Here is a 16219-nt window from a genome sequence, read left to right as displayed (position 1 = left end):
CGTGGAGCGGCGTGCCGTCCTGGGCCGCGATCCGTCGAGCGCAGGTCGACCAATCGCCGCTGCCGTACGGTCGGTCAGTTAAAGTCCAGGTTCTCTCTGGTCGATGCGATTCTTAGGCTGCCCTTGCCGTCAGTCACGCGGCGACGCGAAATTCACGCAAAGTACCTGCTAAAAGTGGATTTGCGGTCCTTGGCCACCCGGCGGTTGGCTCGCGGCTTCTCTAAGGTCGGCCCGCGCCGGACCCCAAATGTCATTGACTGACCGTACGGTCTAATGCCATAGTTGCTGCGTGGCGCAAATAAGGGCGGCATGGGGCCGAAGGGCGCAGCCCCAGAGTGCCGAGTGGGAGGATCAGCCGGCCGGCCTGTGTCGTGATCGAGGTGATGCGGCACGCGACGTGCCGCCCCGGGCATCGGGGTACCGATACTCGCGGCTACGGCGCGCGACGACGTCGCCGTCTCAAAGACCGTCGAAATATTCGGTAGTGCAAACGATTTCGAGCCACGATCGCACGGCGAACCCGCCCGCGAAACGGGATCGCATTCACCGTCGGTGTCTCTACCCCGCGACAGCGGGCGGCTCGCGTGGACAATCAGTGCCGACCTTGCGACGCGTTGCGTGCCCGCGTCAAGGGCGGCAGCGATGACTACCTCGCACCTGATCCCCAGCAAATTGGGGCGACACATCCGACCGGGCACCGAAGTGGCCGGTGGCTTTTTCCGCATGTGTGTGCTGACCGGTAAGGCGCTGCGGCAGCCATTCGAGTGGCGCGAGTTCATCTGGAATGGCTGGTTCCTCATGCGGGTATCGCTGCTGCCCACCATCGCGGTGTCGATCCCCGAAACCGTTCTGCTGATCTTCACGCTCAACCTGCTGCTCGCCGAGATCGGCGCCTCCGACGTCTCCGGTGCCGGTGCCGCGATCGGCGCGGTCACCCAGCTCGGCCCGATCGTGACGGTGCTGGTGGTCGCCGGCGCGGGCGGAACCGCCATCTGCGCCGACCTCGGCGCGCGCACCATCCGCGAGGAAATCGACGCGCTCGAGGTGCTCGGCATCGACCCGATCCACCGGCTGGTGGTGCCCCGCGTCGTCGCCTCGACGCTGGTCGCGGTGCTGCTCAACGGCCTCGTGGTCGCCGTCGGCCTCGGGGGCGGCTACCTGTTCAGCGTGTACTTGCAGAACGTCTCGAGCGGTGCCTACCTCTCCACGCTGACGGCGCTCACCGGCCTGCCCGAGGTGGTGATCGCATTCATCAAGGCCGCCACGTTCGGTCTGATCGCCGGCCTGGTCGGCTGTTACCGCGGGCTGATCGTCCGCGGCGGATCCAAAGGGTTGGGCACTGCCGTCAACGAGACGGTGGTGCTGTGCTTCATCGCACTGTTCGCGGTCAACGCGGCGCTGACCACCATCGGCGTTCGATTCGGAACGGGCCGCTGACATGACCGCGACGACAACAGTTCCCTCACGGCACATCCACTTTCCGCGAGCCACCCTGAGTCGATACGGCGCCGCCCCCGACCGGTTACTCGTCGAGATCGGTCAAATAGTGTGGTTCGCCCTGACCGCCATCGGGCAGATTCCCTTCGCCATGCACCGCTACCGCAGGGAGATGCTGCGCATGGTTGCCCAGATGGGCATGGGTACCGGCGCGATGGCGGTGGTCGGTGGCACGGCCGCCATCGTCGGCTTCATCACCCTGTCCGCGGGTTCACTGGTCGCCATCCAGGGTTACGCGACGCTGGGCAACATCGGTGTCGAGGCGTTCACCGGATTCTTGGCCGCGCTGGTCAATGTGCGGTTCGTGGCGCCGGTGGCCGCCGGTCAGGCGCTGGCCGCCACGGTCGGCGCCGGCGCCACCGCCGAACTGGGCGCCATGCGCATCAGCCAGGAGATCGATGCGCTCGAGGTGATGAGTATCCGGTCGGTCGCCTACCTGGCGTCCACCCGGGTCGTGGCGGGTCTGATCGTCATCATCCCGCTCTACGGGCTGGCGATCACCATGGCCTTCCTGTCCCAGCAGGTCACCACGGTGTTCTTCTACGGACAGTCCCTCGGCACGTACAACCACTATTTCCACACATTCCTGCGCCTCAACGACGTGGGCTGGTCGTTCGCCGAGGTGATCCTGGTTGCAATCGTCGTGATGACCACCCACTGCTACTACGGCTACACCGCCACCGGCGGCCCGGTCGGCGTCGGCGAGGCGGTCGGCCGGTCGATGCGTCTGTCGCTGATCACGATCGTCGTGGTGGTCGTGCTGACCGCGATGGCGGTCTACGGAAAAACGCCGAACTTCAACCTCACCGTGTAGCCGCGATGACACGCCCGGTGCAGGAAAACTCGCCACGCATCCCGCCGTACCGGACGGCGGCGACGGTGTTCCTGGTGGTCGCCGCTGCGGTACTGGGGTTCGTGTGGCTGCAGTTTCGGGGGCAGCTCACGCCGACGACGCGCCTGACCATGTTGGCTCCCCGGTCGGGTTTGGTGATGGACCCAGGATCGAAGGTCACCTACAACGGCGTGGAAATCGGCCGGGTGGCCAGCATTTCGCAGGTCGAGCGTGACGGCACTCCGGTGGCCAAGTTCGTCATGAACGTGAATCCGAAATACATCGAACTGATCCCGGCCAACGTGGACGCAAACATCAAGGCGACCACGGTGTTCGGCAACAAGTACGTGTCGCTGACCTCCCCGAAAAACCCTACGCCGCAACGTATCACATCACAGCATGTGATCGATGCGAGGTCGGTGACGACGGAGTTCAACACGCTGTTCGAGACACTCACCACCATCACGGAGAAACTGGATCCGGTCAAGGTGAACCTGACGCTGGCCGCGGCCGCGCAGGCGTTGACCGGGTTGGGCGACAAGTTCGGGCAGTCGATCGTCAACGCCAACGCCATCCTCGACGACATCAATCCGCAAATGCCTCAGATCCGCCACGACATTCAACAGTTGGGGGCCCTGGGCGACATCTACGCCAACGCCGCGCCGGATCTGCTCGACTCCTTGAACAACGCCGTGATCACGGCGCGCACGCTGCACCGCCAGGAGGCCGACCTGGATGCCGCGTTGTTGGCCGCGACCGGGCTGGGCAACACCGGCGCGGACATCGTCGCCCGCGGCGGCCCCTACCTGCAGCGGGGGCTCGCCGATCTGGTGACCACCGCCGGACTGCTCGACACCTACAGCCCCGAGATCTTCTGCACGATCCGCAACTACTACGACGAAGAACCCCATGCCTACGAAACAACGGGCGGAGGCAACGGCTACGCGCTGAAAACCATGACCGAGCTGACGTCGGGGTTGGGCGGCATCCTCACGCTTCCCGGGTTGACCGGAACGGCGGCCACCCTGGGACTCCTCGGGCTGGCCGGGCTGGTCGGCGGGGCGCCGAATCCCTTTGTGTACCCGGACAATCTGCCGCGGGTGAACGCCCACGGCGGGCCCGGGGGTGCGCCGGGCTGCTGGCATGCCGTCAGCCATGACCTGTGGCCGGCGCCGAGCCTGGTGGTCGACACCGGCGCCAGCCTCGCGCCGTACAACCACCTGGACACCGGCTCACCGTACGCAATCGAGTACGTGTGGGGCCGTCAAGTCGGGGACAACACGATCAACCCATGAAGATCACCGGCTCCGCCATCAAGCTCGGCATCGTCTCACTGGTGCTGCTGCTGATCACCGTGTCGATCGTCGTGGTGTTCGCCCAGATGCGCTTCAACAGCACCACCACCTATTCCGCGGAGTTCAGGAATGCCGGCGGGCTGAAAAACGGCCAATTCGTCCGCGCCTCCGGAGTCGAGATCGGCAAGGTCAAAGCGGTGCGCCTGATCGACGGCGGCCAGCGCGTTTTGGTGGACTTCGACGTCGATCGCTCGACAACGCTCTACCAGTCGACGACCGCGCAGATCCGCTATCTCAACCTGTTCGCCGACCGCTACCTGGAGCTCAAGCGCGGCGAGGGCGAGGGCGCCGACCGGGTCCTGCCGCCGGGCGGATTCATCCCGATGTCCCGAACGTCACCACCGCTGGACCTCGACGCCCTGATCGGTGGTTTCAAGCCACTGTTCCGGGCGCTCGACCCGGAAAAGGTCAACACCATCGCGTCGGCCATCATCACCGTCTTCCAGGGGCAGGGCGGCACCATCAACGACATCCTCGACCAGACCGCGCGGCTGACCTCGCACATCGCCGAACGCGACCAGGCGATCGGCGAGGTGATCAAGAACCTGAACACAGTGCTGGACACCACAGTTCGGCATCGCAAGGAATTCGACCAGACGATCGACAACTTCGAAAGGTTGATCACCGGGCTGCAAAACCACGCCGACCCGCTGGCCGCCGGCACCGCGAACATCAGCAACGCGGCCGGCACGGTGGCCGACCTGCTCTCGGACAACCGCGCTTTGCTGCACAAGACGATCAACTACCTGCAGGCGCTGCAGCAGCCGCTCGTCGACCAACGCGATCAGCTCGGCGATCTGATCCACAAGACGCCGACCGCGCTCAACCTGATCGGCCGCAGCATCGGGCTCTACGGCGACTGGGTGAACTTCTACGTCTGCGACCTCACGATCAAGTGGAACGGACTGCAAGCCGGCGGCCCGGTGCGCACGGTTCGGATCTGGCAGCAGCCCACCGGTAGGTGCACGCCGCAATGAGAACACTGACGGAATTCAACCGCGGCCGGGTCGGCCTGATGGGCATCACGGTGCTTTTGCTCGTGGTCGCCGTCGGCCAAAGCTTCACCAGTATCCCGATGATGTTCGCCAGTCCGAGCTATTACGGCCAATTCACCGACACCGGTCAACTCAACAAGGGCGACAAGGTGCGCATCTCCGGCGTCAACGTCGGCAAGGTGGAGGCGCTCGAGATCGACGGCGATCACGTCCGAATCAAGTTCAACATCGGCGGCAACACCATCGGCACCGAGAGCCGGCTCGCGATCAAGACCGACACCATCCTGGGCAAGAAGGTGCTCGAGATCGAGCCGCGGGGAAGCCGGCCGCTGCGGCCCGGGCAGGGGTTGCCGCTGGGCCAAAGCACCACCCCCTACCAGCTATACGACGCGGCCTTCGACGTCACCAAGGCCGCCACCGGCTGGGACATCGACACCGTCAAGCAGTCGCTGAACGTCTTGTCGCAGACCGTCGATCAGACCTACCCGCACCTGAGTTCGGCACTCGACGGCTTGGCCAAATTCTCCGACACCATCGGCAAACGCGACGAACAGATCAAGCACCTGCTCGCTCAGGCCCACCAGGTGGCCAGCGTGCTCGGTGACCGCAGCGAACAAATCAACAGGTTGCTGGTCAACACGAAGACGCTGCTGGCCGCGTTCAACGAACGTGGCCGCGCCATAGCCGCTCTGCTGCAGAACGTTTCCGCCTTCTCGGCCGAGGTCCAGGGGTTCATCAACGACAACCCGAACCTCAATCCCGTGCTCGAGCAGTTGCGTGCCATCAGCGACGTGCTGGTGGCACGCAAAGACGACCTTGCCCAAACCCTCACGTACGTCAGTCAGTTCGCCGCATCGCTGGGGGAATCGGTCGCTTCGGGACCGTACTTCAAGATCGTCCTGTCCAACCTGCTGCCCTATTGGGTCTTGCAACCGTGGGTCGACGCCGCCTTCAAGAAGCGTGGCATCGACCCGGAAAACTTCTGGCGCAGCGCGGGTCTGCCCGAGTTCCGCTGGCCCGACCCCAACGGCACCCGGTTCCCCAACGGCGCGCCGCCGCCCGCACCTCCGGTGCTCGAGGGCACCCCGGATCATCCGGGACCGGCCGTCCCGCCCGGAACGGCGTGCTCGTACACGCCGCCGCCCGACGCGCTGCCGAGGCCGTGGAACCCGTTGCCGTGCGCGGGTGTTGACGCCGGCCCGTTCGGCGGCAGCTTCCCGGCACCGATCGATGTGCAGACGTCCCCGCCCAACCCGAACGGCCTGCCGCCGACCCCGGGGATCCCGATCGCCGGGCGACCCGGCGAACCGCCACCCGACGTCCCGGGCACACCGGTCCCGCTGCCCACCCAAGCGCCGCCGGGCGCGCGCACCGAGAACCTGCAGCCCGCCGGCCCCACCCCGCCACCGTCGACGTTCGCGCCCGGACTGCCGCCGGGGCCACCCGCCCCACCGGGGCCCGGGCCGCAGTTGCCGGCACCGTTCGTCAACCCCGGCGGCACAGGCGGCAGCGGCATCACGGGAGGGAACCAGAATTGAGCAGCGTCTTCCAAACCCACAAACTGCGGCCCCGTACGGTCATCGGAACGGTGGCGGTGCTGCTCGCCCTGATCGCCGCCGTCGTCGGTTGGCGGCTCTACCAGAAGTTGACCAACAACACCGTAATCGCTTACCTGCCAACGGCGAACGCGCTGTATTCCGGGGACAGGGTCCAGATCATGGGCGTTCGCGTGGGTTCGGTCGACAAGATCGAGCCGGCCGGCGACAAGATGAAGGTGACGTTTCACTACGACAACAAGTACAAGGTGCCGGCCAACGCGTCTGCCGTGGTCCTGAGCCCCACCCTGGTGGCGTCGCGCAGCATTCAGTTGGAGCCACCCTACAAAGGTGGTCCGGTGATGGCCGATAACGCGGTGATCCCGATCGAGCGCACGCAGGTGCCGACGGAGTGGGACGAACTGCGCGAAAGCGTCGCCAACATCATCAACAAACTCGGCCCGACGCCCGAGCAACCCAAGGGCCCCTTCGGCGAGGCCATCGAGTCGTTCGCGGACGGGCTGGCCGGCAAGGGCAAGCAGATCAACACCACGCTGAACAGCCTGTCGCGGTCATTGACCGCGCTGAACGAAGGCCGTGGCGACTTCTTCGCGGTGGTGCGCAGCCTGGCCCAGTTCGTCAACGCCCTGCACAAAGACGATCAGCAGTTCGTCGCGCTCAACAAGAACCTGGCCCAGTTCACCGACAAGTTGACCGGGTCCGACCGCGACCTGTCCACTGCGCTACAGCAATTCGACAGCCTGCTCTCCACGCTGCGCCCGTTCTTGACCAAGAACCGCGAGGTGCTCGCGCACGACGTCGACAACCTCGCCACCCTGACCACCACGCTGGTCCAACCCGACCCGCTGAATGGCTTGGAGACCGCCCTGCACGTCCTGCCGACGCTGGAGACCAACCTGAGCCAGATTTATCACCCGTCGCACGGCGCCGTCATGTCCATCCCGGCGATCCCGAACTTCGCAAACCCAATGCAGTTCGTCTGCAGCATGATTCAGGCCGGTAGCCGGCTGGGCTATCAGGATTCCGCCGAACTGTGCGCGCAATACCTGGCGCCGATCCTCGACGCGATCAAGTTCAACTACCTGCCGGTCGGGCTGAACCTGTTCAGCACCGCCGAGACGCTGCCCAAGGAGGTCGCCTACTCCGAGGATCGGCTGCACCCGCCGAACGGCTACAAGGACACCACGGTGCCCGGAATCTGGGTGCCCGATACCCCGCTGTCACACCGCAACACCCAGCCCGGCTGGGTTGCGGCGCCCGGCATGCAGGGCACGCAGGTCGGGCCGGTCACGGGCGGCCTGATGACCCCCGAATCCCTGGCCGAACTGATGGGCGGCCCGGACGCGGCTCCCCCACCCCCGGGCCTGCAGACCCAGCCGGGGCCGCCGAACGCCTACGACGAGAAGCCCGTGGTGCCCGGTCCGGTCGCACCGACGCCGGCGGCCGCACCGACAGGAGCGGGCTCGTGATGAATGCGATGCGTGCGTTCGGTTCTCGCGCCCGGCGCCGGGCCTGGCGGGGACTGGCCCTGTTGAGCGCCGCGGTGGTGCTGACGTCATGCGCGAAATGGCATGGGATCGCGAATGTTCCGATGCCCGGTGGCCCGGGCTCCGGGCCCGGCTCCTACACCGTTTACGTGCAGATGCCCGACACGCTGGCCCTCAATGACAACAGCCGGGTGCGGGTGGCAGATGTCTTCGTCGGTACGGTGCGCGCGATCGAACTGAAGAACTGGGTCGCGACGCTGACGCTACGACTGGGCAAGGGAGTCAAGTTGCCCAAGAACGCGACCGCCAAGATCGGGCAGACCAGCCTCCTGGGTTCTCAGCATGTGGAGCTGGCCGTGCCACCCAATCCGTCCCCGGAGCCCCTGAGGGACGGCGACACCATCCCGCTGAAGAATTCGTCCACGTACCCCACGACCGAGCAGACGCTGGCAAGTCTCGCCATCGTGCTGCGCGGCGGCGGCATCCCGAACCTCGAAGTGCTGCAGAACGAGGTATACAACATCGTGCACGGACGGGCCGACCAGATCCGCGCGTTCCTCGGCAAGCTGGACACCTTCACCGCGCGGCTCGACGAGCAGCGCGCTGACATCACCCGGGCCATCGATTCCACCAACCGGCTACTGGCGTATGTGGGCCCCCGCTCGGACGTCCTGGACCGGGTCCTCACCGAATTTCCGCCCCTGCTCAAGCATTTCGCCGACAAACAGCAACTTCTGGTCGACGCGATCGACGCGACCGGACGGCTCAGCCAGCTCACCGACCAATACCTGTCGGCCTCGCGGGGCGACCTGCACCAGGATCTGCAGTCGCTGCAGTGCCCGCTGCGGGAGCTCGGCCGCGGCGCTCCGTACCTGATTCGCGCGCTCAAGCTGATCCTGGTCCGCCCGTTCGACATCGACGCAGTGCCCAAGGCGTTTCGCGGTGACTACTTCAACCTGTCGCTGACACTCGACCTGACCATGAGCGCCGTCGACAACGCGGTGCTCACCGGCACCGGATTCTCCGGAGCGCTGCGCGCCCTCGAGCAATCATGGGGCCGCGATCCCGAAACGATGATCCCCGACGTCCGGTTTACGCCGAACCCCAACGACTTTCCGGGCGGCCCGCTGGTCGAAAGGGCGGACCGGCAATGCTGACCCGCTTCATCAAGCGACAGCTGGTCATGTTCGCGATCCTCACGGCGGTCACGGCGGTGGCGCTGGGCTGGTACTACTTGCAGATTCCCACTGCGGCTGGGATCGGCCAGTACACGCTGAAGGCGGACCTGCCCGCGTCGGGCGGTCTGTACAAGACGTCCAACGTCACGTACCGCGGTGAAACCATCGGCACGGTCACCGGCGTCGAGCCGACCGCCACGGGAGCGCGGGTGACCATGAGCATCGGCAACCGCTACAAGATCCCGATCGACGCGTCGGCGAACGTGCATTCGGTGTCGGCGGTCGGTGAGCAGTATCTGGACCTGGTTTCGGCGGGCAACCCGGGCCAATACTTCTCGCCGGGACAGACCATCACCAAGGGCACGGTGCCCACCGAGATCGGGCCGGCGCTGGACGCGGCCAACCGCGGCCTTGCGGTGCTGCCCAAGGAGAAAATCGGCACGTTGCTCGACGAAACAGCCCAAGCGGTCGGCGGATTGGGCCCGGCGTTGCAACGGCTGGTCGATGCGACGCAGGCAATCGCCGGCGACTTCAAGACCAACATCACGGACGTCAACGACATCATCCAAAACTCGGGCCCGATCATCGACAGCCAGGTCAACTCCGGTGACTCGATCGAGCGCTGGTCGCACAACCTGAACATCCTGGCCGCCCAAAGCGCGGAAAACGATCAGCACGTGAGAAGCATTCTGTCCCAAGGGGCCCCGACCGCCGATCAGGTCAACGAGGTGTTCGGCGACGTCCGCGAGTCACTGCCGCAGACACTGGCGAACCTCGCGATCGTGCTCGAGATGCTCAAGCGCTACCACAAGGGCGTCGAACAACTGCTGGTCGCCTACCCCCAGGGCGCATCGGAGGGCCAGACGGTCACGTCGGCCTTCCCGGGCTACGCGTCGCTCGGCACCTCGCTGACGATCAACCAGCCGCCACCGTGCCTGACCGGATTCCTCCCGGCCTCCCAGTGGCGGTCCCCGGCGGACACCAGCCTGGAGCCGATGCCGGGTGGAATCTATTGCAAGATCCCGCAAGACGCTCCCGCCAACGCCGTGCGCGGCGCACGAAACCTTCCTTGTGTCGATGTCCCCGGTAAACGCGCCGCGACGCCGCGGGAGTGTCGCAACGGCAAGCCGTACGTTCCGCTGGGGACCAACCCCTGGTACGGCGACCCCAACCAGATCCTGACCTGTCCGGCGCCCGCGGCCCGTTGCGACCAGCCGGTGAAGCCGGGGCAGGTGATACCCGCGCCGTCGGTCGACAACGGCCTTAACCCGGCGCCCTCCGACAAGGTGCCTGGGACGCCACCGCCGATCAGCGACCCACTGACCCGGCCGGGAACGGGAACGGTCGAATGCAATGGGCAGCAACCAAATCCGTGCGTGTACACCCCCGGTGGGCCTCCCCGGGCCGTTTACAGCCCGCAGAGCGGCGAACTGGAGGGGCCCGATGGCGTCAGGTACGCGGTTGAAAACTCGAGGAAGACGGGAGACGACGGGTGGAAGGACATGTTGACACCTCCCGGGGGCGGATGAGCACCGATCCGAGCGAAACTCGGGAAGCGATCGGCCTGGGCCAGCTTCGGAGTAACGCGTGCGCGTATCTCGAGCGGGTTGGCGCAGGGGAGGCATTCGACGTCATCCGTCGCGGCAGACTGGTGGCGCGGATCGTGTCCGTCGGTGACTGGCGGGCCGCCCCGATCCCGGCGCGGTCTGACGAAGCGGGTGGGTGGGTCGGACTCGACGAATTGCGAACACGCGCCGGACGGTGCTTCGACCGGGTCGCTGCCGGGGAGACGATCAGCGTCGTCCGGGGCGGCAGATTGCTCGCGCGGATCGTGTCCGCCGGCGACGCGAAGACTGCCCCGGCTCCGGTGAATGCCGGCGTGGGGATCGAGCTCGACGAGCTACGAAAACGTGCGGGGCGTTACTTCGATGAGGTTGCGGCAGGCCGGACCATCGAGGTCACCCGTGGCGGCCGGCCGGTTGCACGCATCGTGTCGGTCGCCTAGGAACACCGCCCGCCGCATTACCAGCCGCCGGTGGCCCCGGCGATACCGCTAGGAAGCATTGCGTCGCTGACATTGTTACGACGGGTATGACAGCGACCGGTTTCCACGAGGGGGAGCTCGCCATGCAGCGCCGCGCGGGCGTCGAAGCCCAGGCCGGGCGGCTCGAGAGCATGCTTGACTCGCCGGTATTGTCCCGGGGCGCCGCAAGCTTTCTCGCGTCACAGCGGTTCGCCGCGCTTACCGGACGTGACCACGACGGCGTCCTATGGGTCTCGCCGTTGGCCGCGCCACCGGGTTTTCTCCGCGGGCAAGCAGGTGTCTTGCAAGTGTCGGCGCTGCCCCGTGCCGGCGATCCCCTGCACCAGATCCCGATCGGTCAGCAGGTCGGATTGATCGCCATCGACTTCGCCACCCGCCGCAGGCTGCGGGTAAACGGCGAACTCGTCGGTGCGGACCACGCGGGCATGACCGTCCGCGTCGACCAGTCGTACGGCAATTGCCCCAAGTACATTCACCGCCACCCGATCGATGTCGCCAGTCTTAGCGCCCCCGCTTCGCAACTCCCCAGGCGCGCAACGGTTCTCGACCCGACAGAACAAGCCACGATTGCGACCGCCGACACGTTCTTCCTGGGAACAAGTCATCGTCGACGCGGTAGCGATGCATCACACCGGGGAGGCCCGCCCGGATTCGTCCGCGTCGACTCACCCGACCGGCTGTGGTGGCCGGATTTCCCGGGGAACAACATGTTCAACAGCTATGGCAACCTGGCCGTCGACGACGAAGCCGCTTTGCTGTTCCTGGATTTCGAGACCGGCGCCACTTTGCACGTCACCGGGACCGCAAACGTGCGGTGGACCGCGCCTGGGAATGATGGCGCCGCCGGAAGGAATGTCGCATTCGCGGTTGGCGCCGTCGCGGCGCTACCCGGTCTGGCATGAGCGTCGACATGTTCTGAGCCACCGATTGAGGGCGTGGCGGCGGCACTCGCTAACCCTCGAGGAAATCGTCGTCGGGCAGCGGCCGTTGGCAGATGGCGTGCGCCTCGGCGGCACCGACGCCGAACAGCCGCAACACGTTCTCGGTGACGACGTCGGCGGCGCTCGCGTCGTCCCGATCGGGATCGTCACGCAATAGGTTTCCGAGGCCCATCAGCGCACCGCCGGCCATGGCGAGGGCCAACTCGGGATCGTCGACGTCGAACCGCCCAGCCGCCACGCCGGCTTTGATGTCGCGCAGCGCGCGCGGCGCCAGGCCGTCGGTTGAGGACAACAGCGCCAGCCCGTTGGCCAATAGAATCTGGCTCTCCTGCGGGCGGCGCCGGAAGAGCCGGCCGGTCAGCCGGAAGCTGATGGCGAACGTCTCCGCCGGGTCCTCGATGGACTCGGTGAGCCGATCCAGCATCGCCCCGTAGGCGTCGAGTACGTCGGCGACGGCCGCGTCGAACAGCTGCTCCTTGCTATCGAAGTGGTTGTAGAAAGACCCCATCCCGACGTCGGCGGCCTGGGTGATCTCCAGGACCGGCACGTTGACCTTGCCCTCGGCGATCAGCCGCTGTGCGGCCTTGACCAGTGCCGCTCGGGTGCGCTGTTTGCGCCGCTCCAAGCGGTTGGGCGTCTGGCCGTCGGGCATCGCGTTCATCTCCAGCAGTATGCATCAGTTGTGAGGATTCCGTCAGAAACCTTGACTGAACATTGACTCGTATGTGACGATTTCGTCAGTTAATGGGAGGCGGTTGATGGACCTGACCAACAGCGCCCGGCAGGGCGCGCTACCCGACGAGCATCCCGGCCGAGCGCGCAACCCGGTGATCAGAGTCGTCGATATCGCGTGGTTGGCATTCGAGCGACCGGACCTGGCCCGCGCCGAGGCGTTCGCGCGGGCGTTCGGCTTTCAGACGGCGCAGCGCGGCCCGGATGAAGCGCAGTTGCGCGGCACGCTGCCCGGCGGTCCGTGCCTCATCCTGCGCCGCGGTCCGAGGCGGCGATTCGCCGGTGTGGCGTTCCGGGCTTGCGACGAGGCGGACGTGCAGAGGTTGGCCGATGCCCACGGTGCTCCCACGCGTCCGCTGCCCGACGCCATCGGCGGCCGATCGGTCGAGCTGGTCGACCCCAGCGGCATGTCCGTCAGCGTGGTTGCCGGCGTCACGGAACTTCCGGAACTATCTGCACAGCAGCCACTTTCATTCAATTTCGGAGCCGAACCACGACGCATCAACGAGACCCAGCGTCCCGCGCGCGCGCCCGCCCGAGTGCAGCGCTTGGGCCATCTGGTCATGCAGTCCACGAGATACCTTGCGGCACTGAACTGGTATCTGGACAACCTCGGGATGATCGTCAGCGACTTCTTGTACTTCCCCGGCCAGCGCGACCGAGGACCGACGATGAGTTTCATCCGCTGCGATCGTGGCCTCACCCCGGCCGACCATCACACCCTGGCGATAGCACTCGGTCCGGCCAACCGCTACGTCCACTCGGCGTATCAGGTCAGCGACCTCGACGCTCTGGCCGCCGGCGGCGAATACCTGCGCGAGCATGGCTATTTGCGGTCCTGGGGAATCGGCAGACACATCCAGGGCAGTCAGATCTTCGACTACTGGCGCGATCCCGACGGCTATTTGTTCGAGCACTTCGCCGACGGCGACCTGTTCGACAACACGCTCGAGCCCGGATGGGCACCGTTCACCGCCTCCGGATTGGCCCAGTGGGGCCCCCCGGCGACTAGGGACTTCCTCGGAACCGATCTGAAATCGGCTCGCCACGAACTGGTTTCGATCGCGACCGCCCTTCGCGAACACAACGAATTCGATATCGGCCGTCTGGCCGGACTACTGAAAGTGCCCACCTCATGACCCTTTCCGTCCTGCACACCGCCGACTCCTGGTGGCTCAAAACCGCCAACGGCGCCGTGAAGATCGACACCGCCGCTACCAGCACCGCAGCGCTCCTGGCCGACCGGGCCGCTATCCACAAAGCCGCCGACAGCGCCGACAGCGTGAAACTCGATGGTTTGCGGTTGGTGTCGCCGGTGACCAGGCCGTGCCGGGTCATAGCGCAGATGACGAACTTCGAGTCGCACGTCAAGGACGCGGGCATGGATCCGTCGGCGGTTCCCCTGACCTTCTTCCGCAAGGCGTCGGCGTCGATCAACGGCCCGTTCGACGACATCGTCAGACCGCAACACGTCAAGCTTCTCGACTACGAGGTGGAGATCGGGCTGGTGATCGGGCGCACCATCCCGGTCGGGACCAGCATTTCCGATGCGAATCTCGCCGACCTTATCGCCGGTCTGGTCGTCACCAACGACATCTCGGCGCGCGACGTCCAGCTTCCGCAAACTCAGTTCTACGAGGCAAAGTCGTATCCGACGTTCACCCCGGTCGGCCCGGAGTTGGTGCTGCTCAGCGCGGACGAACTCAAGCGGTTCGGCGATCTGCGGTTGCGATTGAGTGTCAACGGTGAAGAGCGCCAGAATGCGCTGGTGGAGCCCGACATGCTCTACCGTCCGCTACAGGCGCTGCAGTCGCTGACCCAGTTCCAGGAACTCGCGCCGGGCGATTTGGTGCTCACCGGAACCCCGGCCGGCACCGCGTTGAGCGCCCCGCCGAAACCGCTGCAGATCATCGGAAACCTGTTGCCGCCCAGCGTGAAATGGAAGGTCTTCTTTGCACGCCAGGCCGGTAACACGGATTATCTGCAAGACGGTGACGTCGTGGAGGCGTCGATCGCAAGCGATGACGGGGTCATCGATCTCGGAACACAGCGCGCCACAGTCCGATTCGCGTGAAGCCCGGTGACGCCCGGCGCAGCTCCGTGATCGTGGTCGGCGCCGGCCCGACGGGCATCACCACTGCGACCCTGCTGGCGCAATACGGCGTGGATTGCCTGGTGCTCGACCGTTGGCCCGCGGTGTATCCGCAGCCGCGGGCCGTGCACCTGGACGACGAGATCTATCGCGTCATCGCCGGCCTCGGCATCGCCGATGAGTTCAAGTCGATCTCCAGACCCACACGGGGATTGCGGTTGTTGGCCGCGGATTTCGGTGTGCTGGCCGAGTTCAACCGTGACCAGTCCCCCGATGCGAACGGCTTCCCGCAAGCCAACATGTTCGACCAGCCGGAGCTGGAGGCGCTGCTGCGCGCGAACCTCGAGCGCCATCCGAATGCGCAGTTACGCGGCAACGTCGAGGTCACCGGGATCACCCACGGCGCCGACGGCATCTGCGTCACGTTCACCGACCGCTCCGACGGTCGAGTGCACCGGGTCGAGACCGGCTATGTGCTGGGCTGCGACGGCGCCAACAGCATGGTGCGTGCCCACATTGGGTCCGCGATGCGGGACTTGAACTTTCAGCAGCGATGGTTGGTCGTCGATGTGGCCACCGACGCCGATCTGGGCCAGTGGGACGGCGTCCACCAGGTGTGCGACCCGGTGCGCGCGGGAACGTATATGCGCATCGGGGAAGCCCGCTACCGCTGGGAGTTCCAACTGCTGGGCGGCGAAACGGCTGCGGACTTCGGCACGCTGGAGGCGTTGCGGTCATTGATCGCACCATGGACGGACAGGGTCGCCAACGGCGAGCTTCGCCTGCTGCGCGTCGCCGAATACACCTTCCGCGCTCAGATCGCCGACCGGTGGCGCCGCGGCAACGTGTTCATTCTCGGTGACGCAGCGCATCTCACTCCCCCGTTCATCGGCCAAGGCATGGGGGCGGGGGTCCGGGACGCGGCGAACCTGGCGTGGAAGATTGCCGCGGTCCATCACGGCGCCATGGCCGCCGACGTCCTGGACACCTACGAGCAGGAACGCAAACCGCATACCCGGCAGATGATCCGGTTGGCGTTGGGCGTCGGTTGGGCAATGACCGGCGGTGGCCGCGCGGGCGATGCGGCGCGCCGGCTGGTGCTGCCGCGGCTGCGCTTCCTCCCCGGCGTGCGCCGCAGGATCGTCGACTCGACCACGCCGTCACTGCATTCCTCTGCGCTGGTGTGTCGTTCGCGGCTACCGCGCCGCCTCGCCGGCAGGTTGTGCCCGAATCCGTTGCTGCCTGATGGACGGCGCCTCGATGACGCGCTCGGCGCGCGTTTCGCGCTGATCACCACGATTCACCCGACTGCCGCCGACGAAACATCCCTGGTGCGCCGCGGCGTCACCGTCGTGCTCGCCCGACCCGGAGATCCCTTGGCGACGTGGCTACGTCGAGGGCACGCCAACGCGGCGCTCGTACGCCCAGACCGGACCGTTGCGCGGGCCGGGCGCAATGTCGCGGCTGTGTGCTCGTGGACGACTGCCGTCCTGCACGATCAGTGACGTCG

General features: G+C 66.2%; 14 protein-coding genes. 13 read left to right on the top strand and 1 reads right to left on the bottom strand.

Features of this window, described 5'->3' with window-relative positions:
- The first annotated feature begins 723 nt into the window (after positions 1–723).
- The 10 genes from A5688_RS16645 (at position 724) to A5688_RS16600 (ending at position 11846) form a co-directional block, all read left to right on the top strand.
- On the top strand, positions 724–1437 hold the full coding sequence (locus A5688_RS16645) for an MlaE family ABC transporter permease (protein ID WP_372509906.1): 714 nt from the start codon (positions 724–726) through the stop codon (positions 1435–1437).
- Between the two features lies 1 nt (position 1438).
- Positions 1439–2311, top strand: coding sequence for an MlaE family ABC transporter permease (locus A5688_RS16640; protein WP_067914673.1), 873 nt, complete (start codon positions 1439–1441; stop codon positions 2309–2311).
- Positions 2312–2316: 5 nt separating this feature from the next.
- Positions 2317–3624, top strand: a complete 1308-nt coding sequence (locus A5688_RS16635) for an MCE family protein (protein WP_067826443.1) — start codon at positions 2317–2319, stop codon at positions 3622–3624.
- Positions 3621–4661 carry a virulence factor Mce family protein gene (locus tag A5688_RS16630; RefSeq protein ID WP_067826445.1) on the top strand — a complete coding sequence of 347 codons (1041 nt, stop codon included), beginning with the start codon at positions 3621–3623 and terminating at the stop codon, positions 4659–4661. Before A5688_RS16635 ends, A5688_RS16630 begins: the two co-directional genes overlap by 4 nt.
- On the top strand, positions 4658–6217 hold the full coding sequence (locus A5688_RS16625; RefSeq protein ID WP_067826448.1) for a virulence factor Mce family protein: 1560 nt from the start codon (positions 4658–4660) through the stop codon (positions 6215–6217). Before A5688_RS16630 ends, A5688_RS16625 begins: the two co-directional genes overlap by 4 nt.
- Before the next feature lie 23 nt (positions 6218–6240).
- Positions 6241–7704 carry a virulence factor Mce family protein gene (locus A5688_RS16620; RefSeq protein WP_431768076.1) on the top strand — a complete coding sequence of 488 codons (1464 nt, stop codon included), beginning with the start codon at positions 6241–6243 and terminating at the stop codon, positions 7702–7704.
- The gene (locus tag A5688_RS16615; RefSeq protein ID WP_120312553.1) at positions 7704–8879 is read left to right on the top strand and encodes a virulence factor Mce family protein; all 1176 of its coding nucleotides are present in this window, start codon (positions 7704–7706) and stop codon (positions 8877–8879) included. Before A5688_RS16620 ends, A5688_RS16615 begins: the two co-directional genes overlap by 1 nt.
- Positions 8873–10429, top strand: coding sequence for an MlaD family protein (locus A5688_RS16610; RefSeq protein ID WP_067826456.1), 1557 nt, complete (start codon positions 8873–8875; stop codon positions 10427–10429). Before A5688_RS16615 ends, A5688_RS16610 begins: the two co-directional genes overlap by 7 nt.
- Positions 10426–10905, top strand: coding sequence for a type II toxin-antitoxin system Phd/YefM family antitoxin (locus A5688_RS16605; RefSeq protein ID WP_067909619.1), 480 nt, complete (start codon positions 10426–10428; stop codon positions 10903–10905). Before A5688_RS16610 ends, A5688_RS16605 begins: the two co-directional genes overlap by 4 nt.
- Before the next feature lie 86 nt (positions 10906–10991).
- Entirely contained in the window at positions 10992–11846 is an 855-nt protein-coding gene (locus tag A5688_RS16600; RefSeq protein WP_067909616.1) for a pyridoxamine 5'-phosphate oxidase family protein, read from the top strand.
- Between the two features lie 49 nt (positions 11847–11895).
- Here the strand turns inward: A5688_RS16600 and A5688_RS16595 are convergent, their stop codons facing one another.
- Positions 11896–12537: a TetR/AcrR family transcriptional regulator gene (locus A5688_RS16595; RefSeq protein WP_431602652.1), complete on the bottom strand. Its 642-nt coding sequence runs from the start codon at positions 12535–12537 to the stop codon at positions 11896–11898.
- 106 nt (positions 12538–12643) lie between these two features.
- Here A5688_RS16595 and A5688_RS16590 point away from each other — a divergent pair, with 106 nt between their 5' ends.
- The 3 genes from A5688_RS16590 to A5688_RS16580 are packed head-to-tail and all read left to right on the top strand — an operon-like array spanning position 12644 to position 16214.
- Entirely contained in the window at positions 12644–13756 is a 1113-nt protein-coding gene (locus A5688_RS16590) for a VOC family protein (protein WP_082951006.1), read from the top strand.
- On the top strand, positions 13753–14691 hold the full coding sequence (locus A5688_RS16585) for a fumarylacetoacetate hydrolase family protein (RefSeq protein ID WP_067909610.1): 939 nt from the start codon (positions 13753–13755) through the stop codon (positions 14689–14691). Before A5688_RS16590 ends, A5688_RS16585 begins: the two co-directional genes overlap by 4 nt.
- The gene (locus A5688_RS16580) at positions 14688–16214 is read left to right on the top strand and encodes a bifunctional 3-(3-hydroxy-phenyl)propionate/3-hydroxycinnamic acid hydroxylase (protein ID WP_242660240.1); all 1527 of its coding nucleotides are present in this window, start codon (positions 14688–14690) and stop codon (positions 16212–16214) included. The genes A5688_RS16585 and A5688_RS16580 overlap by 4 nt, the downstream gene beginning before the upstream one ends.
- Positions 16215–16219: the final 5 nt, after the last annotated feature.

Source organism: Mycobacterium mantenii (genome assembly GCF_001667865.1).
In the GTDB taxonomy this organism is placed as follows: domain Bacteria; phylum Actinomycetota; class Actinomycetes; order Mycobacteriales; family Mycobacteriaceae; genus Mycobacterium; species Mycobacterium mantenii_A.
This window is presented reverse-complemented; position numbering and strand designations above follow the sequence as displayed.

Bases quoted from the DNA above. Each gene is read 5' to 3' on its own strand.
- A5688_RS16645 (WP_372509906.1), top strand. From the start codon at position 724: ATGTGTGTGCTGACCGGTAAGGCGCTGCGGCAGCCATTCGAGTGGCGC.
- A5688_RS16640 (WP_067914673.1), top strand. From the start codon at position 1,439: ATGACCGCGACGACAACAGTTCCCTCACGGCACATCCACTTTCCGCGA.
- A5688_RS16635 (WP_067826443.1), top strand. From the start codon at position 2,317: ATGACACGCCCGGTGCAGGAAAACTCGCCACGCATCCCGCCGTACCGG.
- A5688_RS16630 (WP_067826445.1), top strand. From the start codon at position 3,621: ATGAAGATCACCGGCTCCGCCATCAAGCTCGGCATCGTCTCACTGGTG.
- A5688_RS16625 (WP_067826448.1), top strand. From the start codon at position 4,658: ATGAGAACACTGACGGAATTCAACCGCGGCCGGGTCGGCCTGATGGGC.
- A5688_RS16615 (WP_120312553.1), top strand. From the start codon at position 7,704: ATGAATGCGATGCGTGCGTTCGGTTCTCGCGCCCGGCGCCGGGCCTGG.
- A5688_RS16610 (WP_067826456.1), top strand. From the start codon at position 8,873: ATGCTGACCCGCTTCATCAAGCGACAGCTGGTCATGTTCGCGATCCTC.
- A5688_RS16605 (WP_067909619.1), top strand. From the start codon at position 10,426: ATGAGCACCGATCCGAGCGAAACTCGGGAAGCGATCGGCCTGGGCCAG.
- A5688_RS16600 (WP_067909616.1), top strand. From the start codon at position 10,992: ATGACAGCGACCGGTTTCCACGAGGGGGAGCTCGCCATGCAGCGCCGC.
- A5688_RS16595 (WP_431602652.1), bottom strand. From the start codon at position 12,537: ATGCCCGACGGCCAGACGCCCAACCGCTTGGAGCGGCGCAAACAGCGC.
- A5688_RS16590 (WP_082951006.1), top strand. From the start codon at position 12,644: ATGGACCTGACCAACAGCGCCCGGCAGGGCGCGCTACCCGACGAGCAT.
- A5688_RS16585 (WP_067909610.1), top strand. From the start codon at position 13,753: ATGACCCTTTCCGTCCTGCACACCGCCGACTCCTGGTGGCTCAAAACC.